Here is a 15,776-nt window from a genome sequence, read left to right on the forward strand (position 1 = left end):
CTCGCCGCGGGTACCGTCATTGACCGGGCGCCGCGCGCTGCTCGACGCCGCCCTGGCCGAGTTGACGGCCCACCCCGGAGTGCTCTTCCACGGCCCCGCGGGCATCGGCAAGTCCACGCTCCTGGCCGCCGTCTCGGCGTCCCTCGCCGCTCAGGACGAGTCATGCACGATGCTGCGCTGCTCGCCCGCCAGGGAGGATGCCCGGCTTCCGTTCGTCGGCCTCATCGACCTGTTCGCGGGAGTGCCGGAGAGCTGCCTGGAGGCCTTGGCGCCCACCCCCCGGGCGGCCCTGGGGGCTGCCCTGCTGCGCGGCCCGGAACCGGCCGGCGACCAGGACCGCCTCGCGCTGCGGGTCGCTGTCGTCGAAGTGCTGCGCACCCTGGCCGCCACCGGCCCCGTGCTGCTGGTCGTCGACGACCTCCAGTGGCTCGACGGGCCGAGCGCCGAGGTGCTCGCCTTCGCCGTACGCCGTGTCGGGGGCCTCGCCGTCCGGGTGGTGGCCGCCGAGCGGGTGGCTGACGGCGAGCAGCCCGACCGGCTGCGCTGCTGCCCGCCGGGCACCGTCGAACTGCCTGTGCCCCTCATGGCGGACGGCGAGGTGGCCCACCTGGTGCGCACCGCGATCGGCGCCGAACTGCCGTCGGCAGTGCTGCGGGCGCTCCAGGACACCGCTGCCGGAAACCCGTCGTACGCACTGGAGTTGGGGCGGGCTGCCCCACGCGAGGCCGCGTCCGTCGGCTTCGGCCGGGCGCTGCCCGTGCCCCGGCGACTGCGCGCCCTGCTGCTGGAGCAGGTGCGTACGCTGCCGGAGACGGTGCGGCACACCCTCCTCGTCGCCGGCACCGCCGCCCACCCGAGCCTCACCGTGCTGCGTGCCGCCGGGCTTCCCGGCCCCGCCGCGGACCTCGCGGAGGCCGAACGGCTCGGTGTCGCGACGGCCGACGCCGACGGAACCGTACGTTTCAGACATCCGCTGATCCGGGCCGCCGTCTGTGCCGACGCCCCGGAGTTCAGCCGTCGGCAGGCACACTCCTTGCTGGCCCGGGCGGTCACCGAACCCGTGGAACAGGCCCGCCACCTCGCTCTCGCGCACCCGTACGAGGACGAGGCCACCGCCCGCACACTCATGTCCGCGGCCGAGTCCGCCCGCCGCGCCGGTGCACCCGACACCGCCTTCGAACTGGCGGGGCTCGCCGCCCGGCGCACTCCCGGCGACCGCCCCGCCGACCGCGCCGAGCGGCTGCTGGCCGCGGCCGACTACGCATGTGACGCGGGGCAGTCGGAAGCGGCGGCGCAGGCGGCCGAGACCGTGCTCGCCGGCTCGGGCTCCGCGCGGCAGCGGGTGCGGGCCCGGCTGATCCTGCTGCGCAACGCCGGGCAGGCGCTGGGAGGTGCCCGTGACCTGATCGAGGAAGGCCTGCGCGACGCCGACGGCGACCCGCAGGCCGAGGGATGGCTGCACCACTGGGCGGCCGTACGCGGGCTGCTGTGCGGGGAGTTGGCAGAAGCGGCCCGGCATGCCCGGCGCGCTGCCCGTCAGGCGGCCCGGGCGGGCGACACCGACACCCGGATCGGTGCACTCGCCACCCTCGCCCGGGTGCGGTCGCTGGCCGGGGAGCCGGCCGCCGCAGGCGCCGCGATCGAGGAGGCCCTCGCCCTGGCCGGCGGCGCCGACGCCGGCCCGGAGAGCTGGGGACTGATCCGGATGCGGGCGATCCTCGCCCTGGACGCCGACCAGGTTACCGAGGCCGGGCAGCAGGTCACCGAACTCCTCGCAGAAACAGGCGAGTTCGCCGGCGTCGAGGAGGTCATGGCGACCTTGGTGGCGCTGACCCGTATCCAGGTGCGCGCCGGGCACTGCCGGGAGGCGCTGCGCACCGCCGCCCGCTGCTCGCGCGCCCTGGCCGAGACGGGCGTACAGGCGGCTCCCGCGCTGTATGCGGCGGCCCTCGCGGCGACCGCGGGCGGCAGCGCCGACGAGGCCCGGCGCCTGGCCGAGCAGGCGGTTCGGGCCTCGGAGGCGGACGGCGACCGGCTGTTCCTGCTGCGCGCGCTGGCGGTCCTCGGTCAGGCCGAGCTGCTCGCCGGCGACCCGCGGGGCGCGGCGGCCGCGGCCGAGGCCCTGCACCGCGTCAGGGAACTCGGCGAGGCGATGTGCGCCGCCGATCCGCCCTTGCTGCACTGGCACGGCGACCTGGCCGAGGCCCTGGTGATCCTCGGCGAGACGGACAGCGCCGGGGCCGTGCTCCGCGAGGCCCGCACGCGGGTGACCGGCGATGCGCCCGGCAGCGTACTGGCGGCTCTGGAACGGGCGGAGGGATTGCGCGAGGCGGGGCTCGGCCGGGCGAAGGAGGGGGCGGTACTGCTGCGTGCCGCGGTGGATCGCCTGCGCCGACTCCCCCTGCCCGTGGACCTGGTGCGCGCCCTGATCGCGCTCGGTGCCGTCGAGCGCCGGGCACGCCGCAGGACCGCGGCGCGGGCGGCCCTCGGCGAGGCGCTGGAGACCGCGACGCGGATCGGTGCCGCACCGCTGGCGGTGCGGGCCGGGGACGAGCTGGCGCGGCTGGAGGCCGGGGACCGCGGCGAGGCCGGCGCGGGCGGACCCGAACTCACCCCCACGGAAGCCAGGATCGCCGAACTGGTCGGCGGCGGGGCCACCAACCGCGAAGTCGCCGCGGAGCTGTTCATCAGCGTCAAGACGGTGGAAGGCGCCCTGTCGCGGGTCTACCGCAAGGTCGGTGTCCGCTCGCGCACCGCGCTCGCCCATGCGATGGCGGTGGCCGTCATCGCATCCGGAGCGGCGGCCCTGAACTCCGCCGACTACGACCAAGGCAGGCCCGCCGTACAGGCGGTGACGAACAGTCAGCCCGGTCGGGTCCGGACCGCCCGTGCGCTCGGCAGCCGCCGCTGACGTGACATCCGGCGTTCACGTGACATCAGTTGTTAACACGTGAAGCAAGGGTTCCCCCGCTTACGCGGGTGGGGCCGGTGTTCCTACGTTGAAGTCGTTCCGCTTCCGGGACAGCACCCCCCACCTCCGGAGGACCCCAGTGAAGTCACGCCTGAAACTGCTCGGTCTGGTCACCGTGCCGGCCCTGCTCGCCGCCGCCGTACCCGCCGCCTACGCCGCCGGCACCGCCGCTCAGCCGCACGCGACGCGCGCGGCCGTCACCGGAGATGTCCTCAAGGGACTGGACAAGGACGCGACCCGCACCGGCAAGGTCGCCGCCGGGAAGCGGATATCGGTGGCGATCAGCCTGACGCCCAGAAACGACAAGGCCCTCGACACCTTCGTCGCCAAGGTCAGCGACCCGCGGTCGAGTTCCTACGGCCATTACCTGACGAAGCGCCAGTTCGCGGCCCGCTTCGGCCGGACCGACGCCGAGGTCGAGCAGCTCAAGGACTACCTGCGCGCGCAGGGCCTCACCATCGGCACCGTCCACTCGGGCAATCTGCTGGTCGACGCCGGCGGCACCGCCGCCCAGCTGGAGAAGGCCTTCGGCACCAAGCTGTCGACCTTCAGGGACTCGGCATCGGGGCGCTCGTTCTACGCCAACGACACCGCGCCGACGCTGCCGGCCTCCGTCGCCTCCCTCGTCAGTGACGTGGCCGGCCTCAACAACCGCCTCAACCTGCACCACCAGGCGCCCTCCACCGTCACCCCGCACGACGGACCGGGCGGCGGCTACACCCCGGCCCAGCTCAAGGGCGGCTACAACGTCTCCGGCACGTACACCGGCAGCGGCCAGAAGATCGCGCTCCTGGAGTTCGACGGCTTCCAGCAGTCCAACATCACCGCCTACGACAGCCACTACAGCCTGGGTTCGCCCACCCCGGCCGTGCAGAAGGTGTCCGGCGGTTCCGGCGCGCTCGGCGACGGCCAGGTCGAGGTCGAGCTGGACATCGAGGTGCTGCACGCGATCGCCCCCAAGGCGAACGTCACCGTCTTCGAGGGCCCCAACTCCGACGCCGGCGAGGTCGACACCTACCAGGCCATCGTCGACAGCGGCATCCCGACCACCTCGATCAGCTGGGGCGCCGCCGAGAGCGCCCGCACCACCTCCGGCATCAACGCCGTGGACGCCGTGTTCAAGGCGGGTGCCGCCCAGGGCCTCGGCTTCTACGCGGCCTCCGGCGACGACGGCTCCGACGACGCGGGCGACGGCGGCACCTCCGTCGACTACCCGGCCAGCGACCCGTACGTCACCGGCGTCGGAGGCACCAAGCTGACCGTCACCTCGTCCAACGCCTTCAGCAAGGAGGTGGCCTGGTCCGGCGGTGGCGGCGGCAAGTCCTCCGTCTTCAAGATCCCCAGCTGGCAGACCGCGGTGCAGAAGAGCGCCGGCGGCGGCTTCCGCCAGGTGCCGGACGTCTCGGCCCACGCCAACCCCAGCCCCGGGGTCTCCATCTACTCGCAGGGCTCGTGGTCCTCGGTCGGCGGCACCAGCGCCGCCGCACCCGAATGGGCGGCGTTCGCGGCCCTGTACAACCAGCAGGCCGCGGCGGCCGGCAAGGCCAACCTCGGCTTCGCCGACCCTGCCCTCTACTCGGCGAGCGGCACCGGCTTCCACGACATCACCAGCGGCAGCAACGGCGCCTACTCGGCCGCGTCCGGTTGGGACTTCACCACCGGCTGGGGCTCCTACAACGCCGCGACGCTGGCGAGCAAGCTGCTCGGCTGACCCCGGGCGGCCGAGGACGGAGCGACAAGGCGCGGGCCGGGACCACTCCCGGCCCGCGCTGCGGCGTACCGCGTGGAGCAAGGGGCGCCGGTCAGGTCACCTTGAGGGCGTCCAGCACCTGTTCCAGTACGAGGACGCCGCCCAGGCCGAGGATCGCAAGGACCGTCGTATAGGTGGTCCGCGCCTTGATGGCGTCCAGGACCGACAGGTTGAAGTACTCCTTGAACATCCAGAATCCCGGGTCGTTGACGTGGGAGAAGGCGATCGATCCGCTGGAGACGGCGAGCACCATCACCTCGGGATGGATCCCGCTGCCCGCGAGCAGGGGCAGCGCCACGCCGGAGGCGGTGACGACGGCGACGGTCGCCGAGCCGAGGGCGACCCGGAGGATGGCCGCGATCAGCCAGGCCAGGATGATCGGCGAGATGGACCAGTGCTCGGTGGTGTCCTTGATGTAGTCGGAGATGCCGCCTTCGACGAGGACGTTCTTGAAGGCGCCGCCCGCACCGATCACGAGCAGGATCATCGCCATCGCCTGCGCGGCCTCCCGGCACGACGTGCCGACCTCTGCCAGGCTGCGGCCGATGCGCGGGCCGAGTGCCCAGATCGCGACGAGCAGGGTGAGCAGCAGGGCGATCGGCGCGGAGCCGATGAACGCGACGAAGTGCAGCCACGGGCTCGATCCGGAGGTGGCCAGGTCGGTGACCGCGGCCCCCGCTATCAGCACCACCGGCAGCAGGGCGACCGACAGCGACCAGCCGAGGCCGGGCATCTCCTCGTCCTCGAAGACGCGCTCGCTCACCAGGCCCTGCGGGACAGAGGGGTCGAGACGGCGGACGAAGGGGAGCCGAGGCCAGGTGAGGGCGATGAGCGCGCCGACCGGGACGGCGATGAACAGGCCGTAGAACAGCGTGAGTCCGACCGAGGCGTGGAAGGTGGCGGCCACCGCGGTCGGGCCGGGGTGGGGCGGCAGGAAGCTGTGCATGGTGGACAGGGCGATCGACATGGGCAGGCCCACCCACAGCAGGTTCGAGCGGGTGACCCGGACGAGGGTGAACGCGACCGGGACGATGATGACGAAGGCGACCTCGTAGAACATGGTCACGCCGATGAGCATGGCCGTCAGCACCATCGCCACCTGGACCCAGCGCGGCCCGCAGAGGTCGAGGAGCCGGGTGGCGATCCGCTGGGCGGCGCCGGAGTCCCCCATCACCCGGCCGACCATGGCGCCGAGGCCGATGGTGAGCATCGTGTCGCCGATCTGACCGGCGATGCCCTCGGACAGGACGTCCGAGATCTTCTCGAGCGGTATCCCCCGGACCAGCGCCACCCCCACCGCGACGAGGAGGAGGGCGGCGAAGCCGTTGAGTCTCAGCTTCGTCATCAGGAAGAGCAGGATCAGGACACTGATTCCGACCACGACGAGCGGCATGTGCGTTCAGCTCTCCCGTTCACTCCGTCGAATGACGTACTCATATGAAGATGCACGTCCACATATGAAGACGGAGGCTAGGGTGGCGGGCATGGGCAGGTCAATGGGTGTGCACGGATCCGGCCACATCGATCCCCTGTCAGCCCGCTGACGGGAAATTGTCAGGTGAGTGGGCTTGCATGGCGGCGGCTCCCCTTCCCCCACCATGAGGAGTGACCTGTCATGACCGACGTCCTTGCGGACACCGCCGACGAGACGCTTCCCGAGTTCCCGATGCCCCGCGCGGCCGGATGTCCGTTCGCCCCTCCGCCGGAGATGATGCGACTGCACGCCGAACAGCCGGTCTCCCGGGTCCGGTTGTGGGACGGCAGCACACCCTGGCTGGTCACGCGCTACGCCGACCAGCGAGCCCTGTACGGCGACGCGCGCCTGAGCGTCGACCCGCGGCGGCCCGGCTACCCCCACTCCAGCGCGGCCTTCCAGCAGGCCTTCTCCCGGAACCCGCCGTCCTTCCTCAACATGGACGACCCCGAACACGCCCGCATCCGGCGCATGGTCACAGCCCCCTTCACCATCAAGCGCATCGAGGCGATGCGCCCGGCGGTCCAGCGGATGACCGACGACTTCATCGACACCATGCTCGCCGGCCCGAACCCGGTCGATCTGGTGGAGGCCCTCGCACTCCCGCTGCCGTCACTGGTGATCTGCGAAGTGCTCGGAGTCCCTTACGGCGACCACGAGTTCTTCCAGAGCAAGAGCAAGGTGGGGGTCCGGCGGGACGCCTCGCTCCAGGAATCGCGGGCGGCCACGGGCGTGCTCCTGCAGTACCTGGACGAACAACTGGAGGCCAAGATCGCCGCACCGGCCGACGACATGCTCTCCGACCTGGCCGCCCGGACACAGGCGGGCGACCTCACCCGCCACGAGGCCGCGATGCTGGGCCTTCTGCTGCTCGGCGCGGGGCACGAGACGACCGCGAACATGATCGCCCTGGGCGTTCTCGCCTTCCTTGAACACCCCGAACAGCTCGCCGCCGTCCGCGACACCGACGACCCTAAGCTCCTCGCGAACGCAGTGGAGGAGATGCTGCGCTACCTGACCGTCGTCCACAACGGCCAGCGCCGCGTCGCCCTGGAGGACATCGAGACCGGCGGCCGGACTGTCCGCGCCGGCGAGGGCGTCATCATCCCGGGCGCGACCGGCAACTGGGAGCCCGGCGTCTATCCCGGCCCCGAACGCCTCGACGTCCACCGCGACGCCCGCCGCCACATGGCCTTCGGCTTCGGCATCCACCAGTGCCTGGGCCAGCCGCTGGCCCGCCTCGAACTCCAGGTCGTCTACGGCACGTTGTTCCGCCGCGTGCCGACGCTGCGCCGGGCCACCGAGCTGGAGAAGATCCCGTTCAAGGACGACGGGGTGGTCTACGGCGTTTACGAGCTGCCGGTGACCTGGTAGAGGCGGCCAGTGGTATGTCACATATCCCTCCAGTGGCATGTGACATACCACCCATCCCTGAGGGGCTCAACCAGCGCTGCAGGCACCGCCGTCGAGCGTGAACGCCGTCGGCGCGGAGTTCGTCGCCCCCTTGGTCGCGGTGAATCCCAAAGTGACCGAGCCGCCCGCGGCAATGGTGTTCGTGTAGGAGGCGGGCGCGACGCTCACCGCGCCACCGGACTGGGTGGGCGTACCGCCCCACATGTTCGTGACCGTCTGGCCGTCGGCGAAGGTGAAGGCGAGCTTCCAGCCGTTGATCGCGGCGGTACCGGGATTGCCGATCTTGATCTCGCCCTGGAAGCCCCCCGGCCACTCCCCCACCACGCGGTAGCCGACGGAGCACGGGTTGCTCGACGCCTTGCCGGTGGTGACGTTCACCGTGGCCGAGCGGGCCGAGCGGTTGCCGGCCGCGTCATGGGCGTAGACGGCGAAGGTGTAGGTCGTCTCGGCGGTGAGGCCGGACACGGACGCGGTGTTGGTGGTGGCGGTGGCGACCCGCGTCTCGTCGCCGCCGTTGACGCGGACGACGTCGTAGCCGGTGACGCCGACGTTGTCGGTGGCGGCGGTCCAGCCGAGGGTGGCTGAGGTCGCCGTCACGGAGGTGGCGGCCGGGCTGCCGGGGGCCGTCGGGGCCTGGGTGTCCCCCGGGCTGCCGCCGGAGTAGACCGTGGCCTCCTTGGCGGTCTGGGCGATCCCGTTGGCGCCGTTGAAGACACGCTGACCCCAGGAACTGAGCTGCGTGGGGTCGAAGTTGATCGCCAGGTCGAGGATCGGGTCGGTGTTGCCGCTCCAGGACCAGGCCAGATAGCCGAGCTTGAGCTGCTGCGCGGCGGCCATCATGGTGTCCTCGTCAGGGTCGCCGTACTGGTCGGCGGGGCCCCCGAACTCGCCGATGAGGATGGGCAGTTTGGCGTCGACGAAGAAGTCGAGATAGTCGGTGATCTTCTGCGCCGTGTCGAAGACGCTGTACATGTGGATCGAGAAGATCAGGTTGCCGGTGGGGTCGGCGGCGTAGACGGACTGGGCGTTGGCACGCATGACGCCCTTCCAGTCCTGGCCCCAGTTGGGCGCGTCGACCATGATCGTGTGCTCCAGCCCGGCGGCGCGCAGCTTCTTGATCGCGGCGATGGTGGGGGCGGTCCAGCCATCCGGATCGGTGTTGCCCCAGGGCTCGTTGCCGATGTTGATCATGATGTAGTTCTCTTGCCCGGCCAGCACGTCCTTCAGGCCGATCCAGTAGTCGGCCGCCTCGTCGAGCGTGCCGGCCGCGCTGTCCTCGCCGTAGCCGGTGGTGTCGTGCACCTCCAGCACGCAGATCAGCCGGTTGGCCTTGCACTGCGCGATCACATCGGCCACGTCCGCGGCGCTGTTGGCGCTCCAGCGGTGACCGTCGGCGAGAACGACGCGGACGGTGTTGGCGCCCAGTGCCTTGATGTCGGCGAGCGACTGCCGCGTCCTGCCCGGGTACCAGGTGTGGGCGTGGTTGACGCCCCGCATGACGAAGTCGTTGCCGTTGCCTTCGAGCAGGCGGCCGTTGCTGATGTGGAGGCCGGCCGCGAGGGTGCGCTGGGACTGCGCGGCCTGGGCAGCGGTCGGGCCGAGCATCCCGAGGGCCAGGAGCCCGAAGAGGGCGACGAGACCGGTCAGCAGGCGGGGTAAGGGGCTCTTTCGTGTCGTGCATCTGGTTCTTCTCACTGCGACTCCAGGGAGTGGGCGCCAAGAAACTCAGGCAGCAGAAGGAAGGAATGGAGACAGGCCGACTATGGGAGCGCTCCCATAGAACCCACTATGCCAAGTACACGTCAAGAGACGCGGCGCATCACGTCACGGCAGAACGCCCCCACCCCGTCCGGGTCGTCAATGAACTGGTTCGGTTTGATGCAGAACGTCGTGAAGCCCTGCTCCAACTGCTCCGGGACCGACGCGAGGGCCGCGCCCAGGTCCGCCGGTGAGCGGTCGTCGGGGAAGACGGCCTGGGTGCCGCCGATCATCTCCAGGTCGGCGACGTCCCGGCCGGCGGCGGCCATCTCGTCCTTGAGCAGTTGCAGTTCCTGCGGTGCGGGCCGGCCCAGCGGGTGGAATCCGTGGCCGTAGCGGACGAGTCGGCGCAGGACGGGCCCGTGCAGGCGCTGTCCGCCGAACCACAGGCGCGGGCCCTCCGGGCGGTGTGACTTGGGCTCGAAGTACACGTCCCGGAACGGGTAGTGCCCGCTCTCGTGCGAGATCGGCGACGGCCCCCAGGCCTTGGCCCAGACCTCGAGGTGTTCGTCGAGCAGCCGTCCCCGCCTGCCGAAGGGCACGCCCAGCGCGCCGTACTCGTCCTTGCTCCAGCTGACCGTGGGCTGCACCAGCAGCCGGCCCTCGCTGATCAGGTCGAGAGTGCCCAACTCCCGTGCCATGAGCAGCGGATGACGCAGCGGCGCGAGGACGGCCGCGGCGGCCAGCCGCAGGCGTTCGGTGACGGAGGCGATGGCGGCGAGCAGGAGCAGCGAGTTGGGCCAGGGGGTGTACGGGTCCTGGTTGCCCGGGAGGGCGTAGTCGCGGGGGTTGCCCATGATGCCGTCGGCTCCGGCGTCCGGTCCGAGCACGATGTGTTCGCTGACCATGACCGAGTCGAAGCCGGCGTCCTCGGCCTCGCGGGCCCACCGTACGGCCGTGGGCAGATCGGCGCGGCCGCCGGTCAGGGTCCAGTTCTCGCTGAGGACGAGCAGCATGCGGGGCGTGCGGGTCATCGTCGGTTTTCTCCCTTTTCCCGGGCGGCGGGCGCCCGTTCCACGAAGTACTCCAGGTCTTCGGGCGCCGGCCGCAGCACACCGTCGCGTACGGCGAGCGCCGTGGCCTCGGCGCGTGACGCGCAGCCGGTCTTGCGCAGCAGGTGCTCGATGTGGCTGTGCACCGTGCGCGGCGACAGGAACAGGGCCTGCGCGATGGCCTGGTTGGTCTGGCCCCGGGCGGCCCTGGTGAGGACCTCCAGCTCGCGCGGGCTGAGGCCGTACGGCAGTTCGGCGCGCTCCTCGTGTACCAGGACGGCGTCGCGGGCAGCCCCCGGCCCCACCGTGCACCGCCGCAGGACCAGCCGGCACCAACCGGATCCGACCGGCCACAGCATCCGCAACCGCAGGCCGCGGGAGAGCGCGAACACCTCCACGAGCCGGGCGAGGTCCTCGTCCCGCAAGGACCCGGCGGGCGCTCGGCCCGGGAGGTCGATGACCCCGTCCGGGGTGACGAGGCCCGCTCCGGCCCCCGGGGGCAGGTCGTCGAGGCCGTCGGCATGAGCGGTGGGGTCGGTGAGGACGCCCAGTGCCGGAAGGATCGAGGCGAGCAGGTGCCGCGCCTCGGTGTCGTAGGCGTCGGCCTCTTCGGTGGACAGGTGGATCAGGCCGACGAGCCGCCCCTCGTGGCGCAGCGCACCGGTCAGGCCGTCGCGGAATCCGGCCGGCCGGACCCGCTCGGCGTAGAACCAGCCGTGCCGGAAGCGCGGTCCGGGATCGTCGGCGTCCTCGGAGATGGAGCGGGGCAGATTCTGCCGTACGACATTGCGGTACCAGGGGGTCGAGACGAACTCGGCGGCCAGCGCCTGCGAGGTCTCGGCGGTGTAGCCGACACCGGCGATCTGTACATGTTCCCCGGAGAGGGGGTCGATGCCGAGCAGGGTCACGGCGTCGAACGGCAGGGCCCGGCCGAGCTCCCACAGTGCCTGGTCGCAGGCGGTGGCGGTGTCGCGTTCGCGGGTGAGCATGCCGATGCGGGTCGCGGCGGCGATCTGCTGGTGGGTGAGCATGCGAGCCTCCCGAGGGCTCTGTCGACCGGGGGATTGTTTGGGCCCTAACGGTAGGGGTGGCGGGCGCTCGGGACAAGCCGTTCGCCGTTATGCGTGACCGGGTTTGCCGCACGTCGGCGGCGGGCGCTCGGGGAGTCGGTATTTGTACGGATGGCGGGTCGACGGGCCCGGGGCTTTTCTGTTCGGCACCACCGGACGCCCGCCGTGACGGGCCCGTCTCCCTGGGAGAGCACCGCCATGACCAGATTCCCGCAGGCCGCGTCCCCGGCCTCACGCCGGCAGTTCCTCGCCTGGTCCGGCGGTCTCACGGCGGCCTGCGCCCTGGCCGCGGCGGGCTGTTCGGCGCCGGACGACGGCGCCGGCCCGGCGAAGGCGGCAGGCGCGGTCGCCGGCTCCTCGTCGGACCCGAAAGCCCTCACCGGAATCGGCCTGGACTACCCCTTCACCCAACTCCCCCTCTATTCGACGCTGGTGAAGCTCTCCACCGCCGCCGCGAAGAAGCAGCACATCTCCCTGCTGACCACGAGCGACGCGAGCAACGCCGACGCCCAGGCCACCGGCCTCGGCGCGTGGGTCGCGCAGAAGGTCCCCGCCATCGTGTCGTTCCCGTTGGTCTTCGAGGCCACCGAGGCCACGGCCGCGCGGGCGCTGGCGGCGGGGCTGATCTGGGTGACGTACGGCGGGTCACTGGAGCACCAGAGCGCGGACATCCAGTTCAGCTTCCTCAAGGGCGGCACGCTGCTCGGGGAGGCCGCGGCGAAGTGGGCGGGCGAGCATCTCGGCGGCAAGGGCAAGGTCGCCTTCCTCACCGACAGCACGATCCAGCTGGGCCGCGAGCGCACCAAGGGCATGATCGACGCCTTCACGAGGCACGCCCCAGGTGTCGACGTGGTCGCGCAGGAACAGGCCATCGACCCGGACACCGGCCTGTCGAAGTCCCGCGCCATCCTCGCCGAACATCCCGACCTGAACATCATCCTCGGGGTCACGGACGCCGCGGCGTACGGCGGCTTCAAGGCGCTCCAGCAGACAGGACGGGCCAAGGACGACGCCAAGACGTACGTCGGCGGGCAGGACGGGGCCGCGCCCTCGCTCCTCGCCGTCAAGCAGGGCACGTTCTACCGGGCGTCCGCCGCCCTGGCGCCGCAGGACATCGCGTCCGCCGTCGTCGACGTGCCGCTCGCGGTCGCCGCCGGGAAGAAGAACCCGAGCGCCCAGGTACCGATCACGCTCGTCCAGCACGGCGACACCGCGCGGATCGACGCGCTGCTCGCCCAGAACTCCTAGGCGCCCGCCATGACGGAACCGAATCTCCGTATCCGCGGACTGACCAAGTCCTTCGGGGGCGTCCGGGCGCTGGACGGCGTGGACCTCACCGTCCCGGCAGGCCAGGTGCACGCCCTGCTCGGTCACAACGGAGCCGGGAAGTCCACCCTGATCAAGTGCCTGGGCGGGGCCTTTCCGCCGGACGCGGGCACGATCGAGGTGGGCGGGACCCGCCATGTGCGGCTGAGCCCCCGTGAGTCCATCGCCGCGGGTGTGGCGATCATCTTCCAGACGCTCAGCGTCGTCGACTCCCTGACGGTGGCCGAGAACATCTTCCTCGGCCAGGAGTGGACCCGGCACGGCCGCATCGACCGGCGTCGGCAGGAGGAGGTCGCGGCCGGGCTGCTGGAGCGGGTCGCGGCGCACTGCTCGCCCCGCGACCGGGTGGGCGAACTGCCCACGGGCCAAAGGCAGTTGGTGGAGATCGCCAAGGCCCTCAGCCGCAGCGCCTCGGTACTGGTCCTGGACGAACCGACCGCCGCCCTGTCGGAGACCGAGAGCGATGCGCTGGCCGAGCGGGTGGAGGATCTGCGCGCCCAGGGGCTGGCCATCGTGTACGTCACCCATCTGCTGGCGGAGGTGGAGCGGCTCGCGGACGCGGTGACGGTGTTGCGGGACGGGCGGGTGTCCCATCAGTCGGCGGTTTCGGGGCGGACACGGCGGGAGTTGGTCGAGGCCGTCGTCGGCGCGGAGGGCGGAGAATTTCGCGCCGCCCGGGCGCGGGGCGGCGCCCCGAAAGCCGGTGGTCCCGCCCGCCTCATGGTGGAGGGTCTGAGCGGCCCCGGATTCGGGCCCGTCGACATAAGCGTCGGTGAAGGTGAGATCGTCGGCCTGTACGGACTCATCGGCTCCGGCCGTACGCGGATCCTGGAGACCCTCTTTGGCCGGCGTACCGCATCGGGCGGCACCGTACGCGTCGCCGAGCGGACCGTCGCGGCCACCCGCCCCGCCGACGCGCTGGCCGCGGGCATCGCACTCGTACCGGCGGACCGGCGCAGGCAGGGCCTGTTCCCGGTGCTGAGCGCACAGGACAACGCGCTGCTGCCGACGGTCCGTCCACTCGCCCGGCGGGGTGTGCGGGCACTGACCGCCGAGCGGCGGACCTTCCACTCGCTGGCCGCCGCCGTCGGACTGCGACCCGCCCGGCCCCGGCTCCCCGCGGCCGCCTTCTCCGGCGGCAACCAGCAGAAGCTGGTGCTGGGCCGCTGGATCAACGAGGCCCGGAGCGTCGACGTCCTGCTGCTGGACGAACCCACGCAGGGCGTCGACGTGGGCGCCCGGCAGGAGATCTACCAGGTCGTCTCCGCACTTGCCGAACAACGGAGCACGGCCGTGCTGTTCGCTTCCAGCGACCCCGAGGAGGTCGTCGCCCTCGCCGACCGCTCCCTGATCGTCTCGGCGGGCCGGATCATCACCGAGCTGACCGGCCCCGATCTGACCGAGGCCGCTCTCCTGTCAGCGGTACACACGCCACCCGAATCGCACTCGGCCAACGCCCAGTCGACCGGCTCCGGGCCGGGCGACTCCGGTCAGGGAGAACGCGACCCGGCCGTACACGTTGCGCCCAACTCCGGCTCGAATCACTCCGACCCGCCGACACATGATCCGAGGCTGGGCCGGCCCGGCCCAGCCGCAGAAGACCCAGCCAGATCCGACCCCGGCCAACTCGACCCGACCTCATCCGGCGGGACCGGATCCGACCCGAGCGGATCCGACCCGGCCGATTCCGACGCACCTGCCCCCAGCCCGGCTCAACCCGCCCCCTCCCCACAGGACCCAGTCCAACTCGAACCAGCCCGACCCCAACCGGCCGCACAGGGCCCAGCCAAATGCGCCCCACACCAACCCGCCCCACCCCCACATGACCCAAACGAACGCAACCCAGCCACGACCACCCCAGCCCCTGCGCCCCAGGAAGGAGCGGCATGACCACCGCGACCACCTCCCCTGCCGACCGTCTCGTTCCGGGGCCGCGTGCCCTGGTCGGCAGGGGGCTCGGCGCTCTGTGGCGGCAGCCGTTGGCTGTCGTCCTCGGTCTGATGGTGCTGGTCTTCCAGATGACGACCGGGAGCTTTCTCGACGCGGGCAATCTGCGCGGCATCGCCACCGACGCGGCCACGCTCACCATCGTGGCGGTGCCCCTGACGCTGCTGGTGATCAGCGGCTATCTCGATCTGTCGGTCGGCTCGACGCTCGCCCTGGGCGGGCTCGTGGCGGGCTGGCTCGCCGGGCAGCAGCACCAGCCGCCGGTCGTGGCGGTGCTCGGCGCGCTGGCCGTGGGCGGTGCGGTGGGCGCGGTGAACGGCATCCTGTGCTGCTACCTGGGCCTGTCCGCCTTCATCGTGACGCTGGGGATGCTGACCGCGGTGCGCGGGCTGGCGCAGCAGTTGTTCCCGCTGCCGCTGAGCAGTTTCGGCGAGGGGTTCGCCTGGCTCGGCGGGTCGCGCATCGCAGGGGTCGACGCCCCGGTCGTCATCGCCGTGCTCGTGCTGGTGGCGGGCGCGCTGTTCCTGGCGCTCACGCCCGCCGGGCGGCACGTCTTCGCCATCGGCGTGAACCGGGAGGCGGCCTACCTCTCCGGTATCGGCGTCCGCCGTACGCCCTTCGCGCTGTTCGTGGTCACGGGGGTCGCGGCCGGGCTGGCCGGGGCGATCAAGGCGTCGGTGCTGGACAGTGTCGTCGCCGGGACCTCGGGGGCCGGTTTCGAACTGACCGTGCTCACCGCGGTGTTGCTCGGCGGAGTCGCGCTGACCGGCGGCTCGGGCTCGGTCTTCGGGGTGCTGCTCGGCGTGCTCTTCCTGGGCTGCCTGCAGAACGGCCTCACCCTGTTGAACGTGCCCACCTTCTGGCAGCAGATGGCCCAGGGTGCCGCCCTGGTGGCGGGCGCGGCTCTCGCCTACTTCGGCCCGCGGCTGACGCGGTGACCCGTACCTCCCCTCGTTATGTTTTCTGCGGTCCTGCAATGGGACCGCTGGCCTCCGGGCCCGGCATGGCTGTTCCCCCCTGTCGAAGGGATGACCTGGGGGGTGGTGCCACCGGGCCCGAGAGGCGCCGTTGGAGA

At 71.8% G+C, this 15,776-nt stretch carries 10 protein-coding genes; 6 read left to right on the forward strand and 4 right to left on the reverse strand.

Annotated features, from left to right (window positions below):
• The first annotated feature begins 19 nt into the window (after window positions 1-19).
• Entirely contained in the window at window positions 20-2,911 is a 2,892-nt protein-coding gene (locus tag LJ657_RS15725) for a helix-turn-helix transcriptional regulator (protein WP_232649215.1), read from the forward strand.
• Window positions 2,912-3,050: 139 nt separating this feature from the next.
• Window positions 3,051-4,682 (forward strand): S53 family peptidase, encoded by a 1,632-nt coding sequence (locus LJ657_RS15730; RefSeq protein WP_232649216.1) that lies wholly within the window; start codon window positions 3,051-3,053, stop codon window positions 4,680-4,682.
• A 91-nt stretch (window positions 4,683-4,773) separates the two neighbouring features.
• Here the strand turns inward: LJ657_RS15730 and LJ657_RS15735 are convergent, their stop codons facing one another.
• The gene (locus LJ657_RS15735; RefSeq protein ID WP_232649217.1) at window positions 4,774-6,114 is read right to left on the reverse strand and encodes a gluconate:H+ symporter; all 1,341 of its coding nucleotides are present in this window, start codon (window positions 6,112-6,114) and stop codon (window positions 4,774-4,776) included.
• 222 nt (window positions 6,115-6,336) lie between these two features.
• On the opposite strand from LJ657_RS15735, the gene LJ657_RS15740 reads away from it, so the two are divergent.
• Window positions 6,337-7,569: a cytochrome P450 gene (locus LJ657_RS15740; protein WP_232649218.1), complete on the forward strand. Its 1,233-nt coding sequence runs from the start codon at window positions 6,337-6,339 to the stop codon at window positions 7,567-7,569.
• 66 nt (window positions 7,570-7,635) lie between these two features.
• On the opposite strand, the gene LJ657_RS15745 is transcribed toward LJ657_RS15740, so the two are convergent.
• From LJ657_RS15745 to LJ657_RS15755, 3 genes are all read right to left on the reverse strand, one after another.
• A complete protein-coding gene (locus LJ657_RS15745; protein ID WP_232649219.1) occupies window positions 7,636-9,303 on the reverse strand; it encodes a cellulase family glycosylhydrolase in 1,668 nt (555 codons plus the stop codon).
• Between the two features lie 107 nt (window positions 9,304-9,410).
• Window positions 9,411-10,340, reverse strand: coding sequence for an LLM class flavin-dependent oxidoreductase (locus LJ657_RS15750; protein ID WP_232649220.1), 930 nt, complete (start codon window positions 10,338-10,340; stop codon window positions 9,411-9,413).
• Window positions 10,337-11,389 carry a helix-turn-helix transcriptional regulator gene (locus LJ657_RS15755; RefSeq protein WP_232649221.1) on the reverse strand — a complete coding sequence of 351 codons (1,053 nt, stop codon included), beginning with the start codon at window positions 11,387-11,389 and terminating at the stop codon, window positions 10,337-10,339. Before LJ657_RS15755 ends, LJ657_RS15750 begins: the two co-directional genes overlap by 4 nt.
• A 237-nt stretch (window positions 11,390-11,626) precedes the next feature.
• Between LJ657_RS15755 and LJ657_RS15760 the strand changes: the two genes are divergently transcribed.
• The 3 genes from LJ657_RS15760 to LJ657_RS15770 are packed head-to-tail and all read left to right on the forward strand — an operon-like array spanning window position 11,627 to window position 15,639.
• The gene (locus tag LJ657_RS15760) at window positions 11,627-12,676 is read left to right on the forward strand and encodes a sugar ABC transporter substrate-binding protein (protein ID WP_232649222.1); all 1,050 of its coding nucleotides are present in this window, start codon (window positions 11,627-11,629) and stop codon (window positions 12,674-12,676) included.
• A 9-nt stretch (window positions 12,677-12,685) separates the two neighbouring features.
• The gene (locus tag LJ657_RS15765) at window positions 12,686-14,644 is read left to right on the forward strand and encodes a sugar ABC transporter ATP-binding protein (RefSeq protein WP_232649223.1); all 1,959 of its coding nucleotides are present in this window, start codon (window positions 12,686-12,688) and stop codon (window positions 14,642-14,644) included.
• A complete protein-coding gene (locus LJ657_RS15770; protein ID WP_232649224.1) occupies window positions 14,641-15,639 on the forward strand; it encodes an ABC transporter permease in 999 nt (332 codons plus the stop codon). The genes LJ657_RS15765 and LJ657_RS15770 overlap by 4 nt, the downstream gene beginning before the upstream one ends.
• The last annotated feature ends 137 nt before the right edge of the window (window positions 15,640-15,776 follow it).

This window comes from Streptomyces guryensis, from assembly GCF_021261325.1.
GTDB lineage: Bacteria > Actinomycetota > Actinomycetes > Streptomycetales > Streptomycetaceae > Streptomyces > Streptomyces guryensis.

Bases quoted from the DNA above. Each gene is read 5' to 3' on its own strand.
- LJ657_RS15735 (WP_232649217.1), bottom strand. From the start codon at position 6,114: ATGCCGCTCGTCGTGGTCGGAATCAGTGTCCTGATCCTGCTCTTCCTG.
- LJ657_RS15740 (WP_232649218.1), top strand. From the start codon at position 6,337: ATGACCGACGTCCTTGCGGACACCGCCGACGAGACGCTTCCCGAGTTC.
- LJ657_RS15750 (WP_232649220.1), bottom strand. From the start codon at position 10,340: ATGACCCGCACGCCCCGCATGCTGCTCGTCCTCAGCGAGAACTGGACC.
- LJ657_RS15755 (WP_232649221.1), bottom strand. From the start codon at position 11,389: ATGCTCACCCACCAGCAGATCGCCGCCGCGACCCGCATCGGCATGCTC.
- LJ657_RS15760 (WP_232649222.1), top strand. From the start codon at position 11,627: ATGACCAGATTCCCGCAGGCCGCGTCCCCGGCCTCACGCCGGCAGTTC.
- LJ657_RS15765 (WP_232649223.1), top strand. From the start codon at position 12,686: ATGACGGAACCGAATCTCCGTATCCGCGGACTGACCAAGTCCTTCGGG.
- LJ657_RS15770 (WP_232649224.1), top strand. From the start codon at position 14,641: ATGACCACCGCGACCACCTCCCCTGCCGACCGTCTCGTTCCGGGGCCG.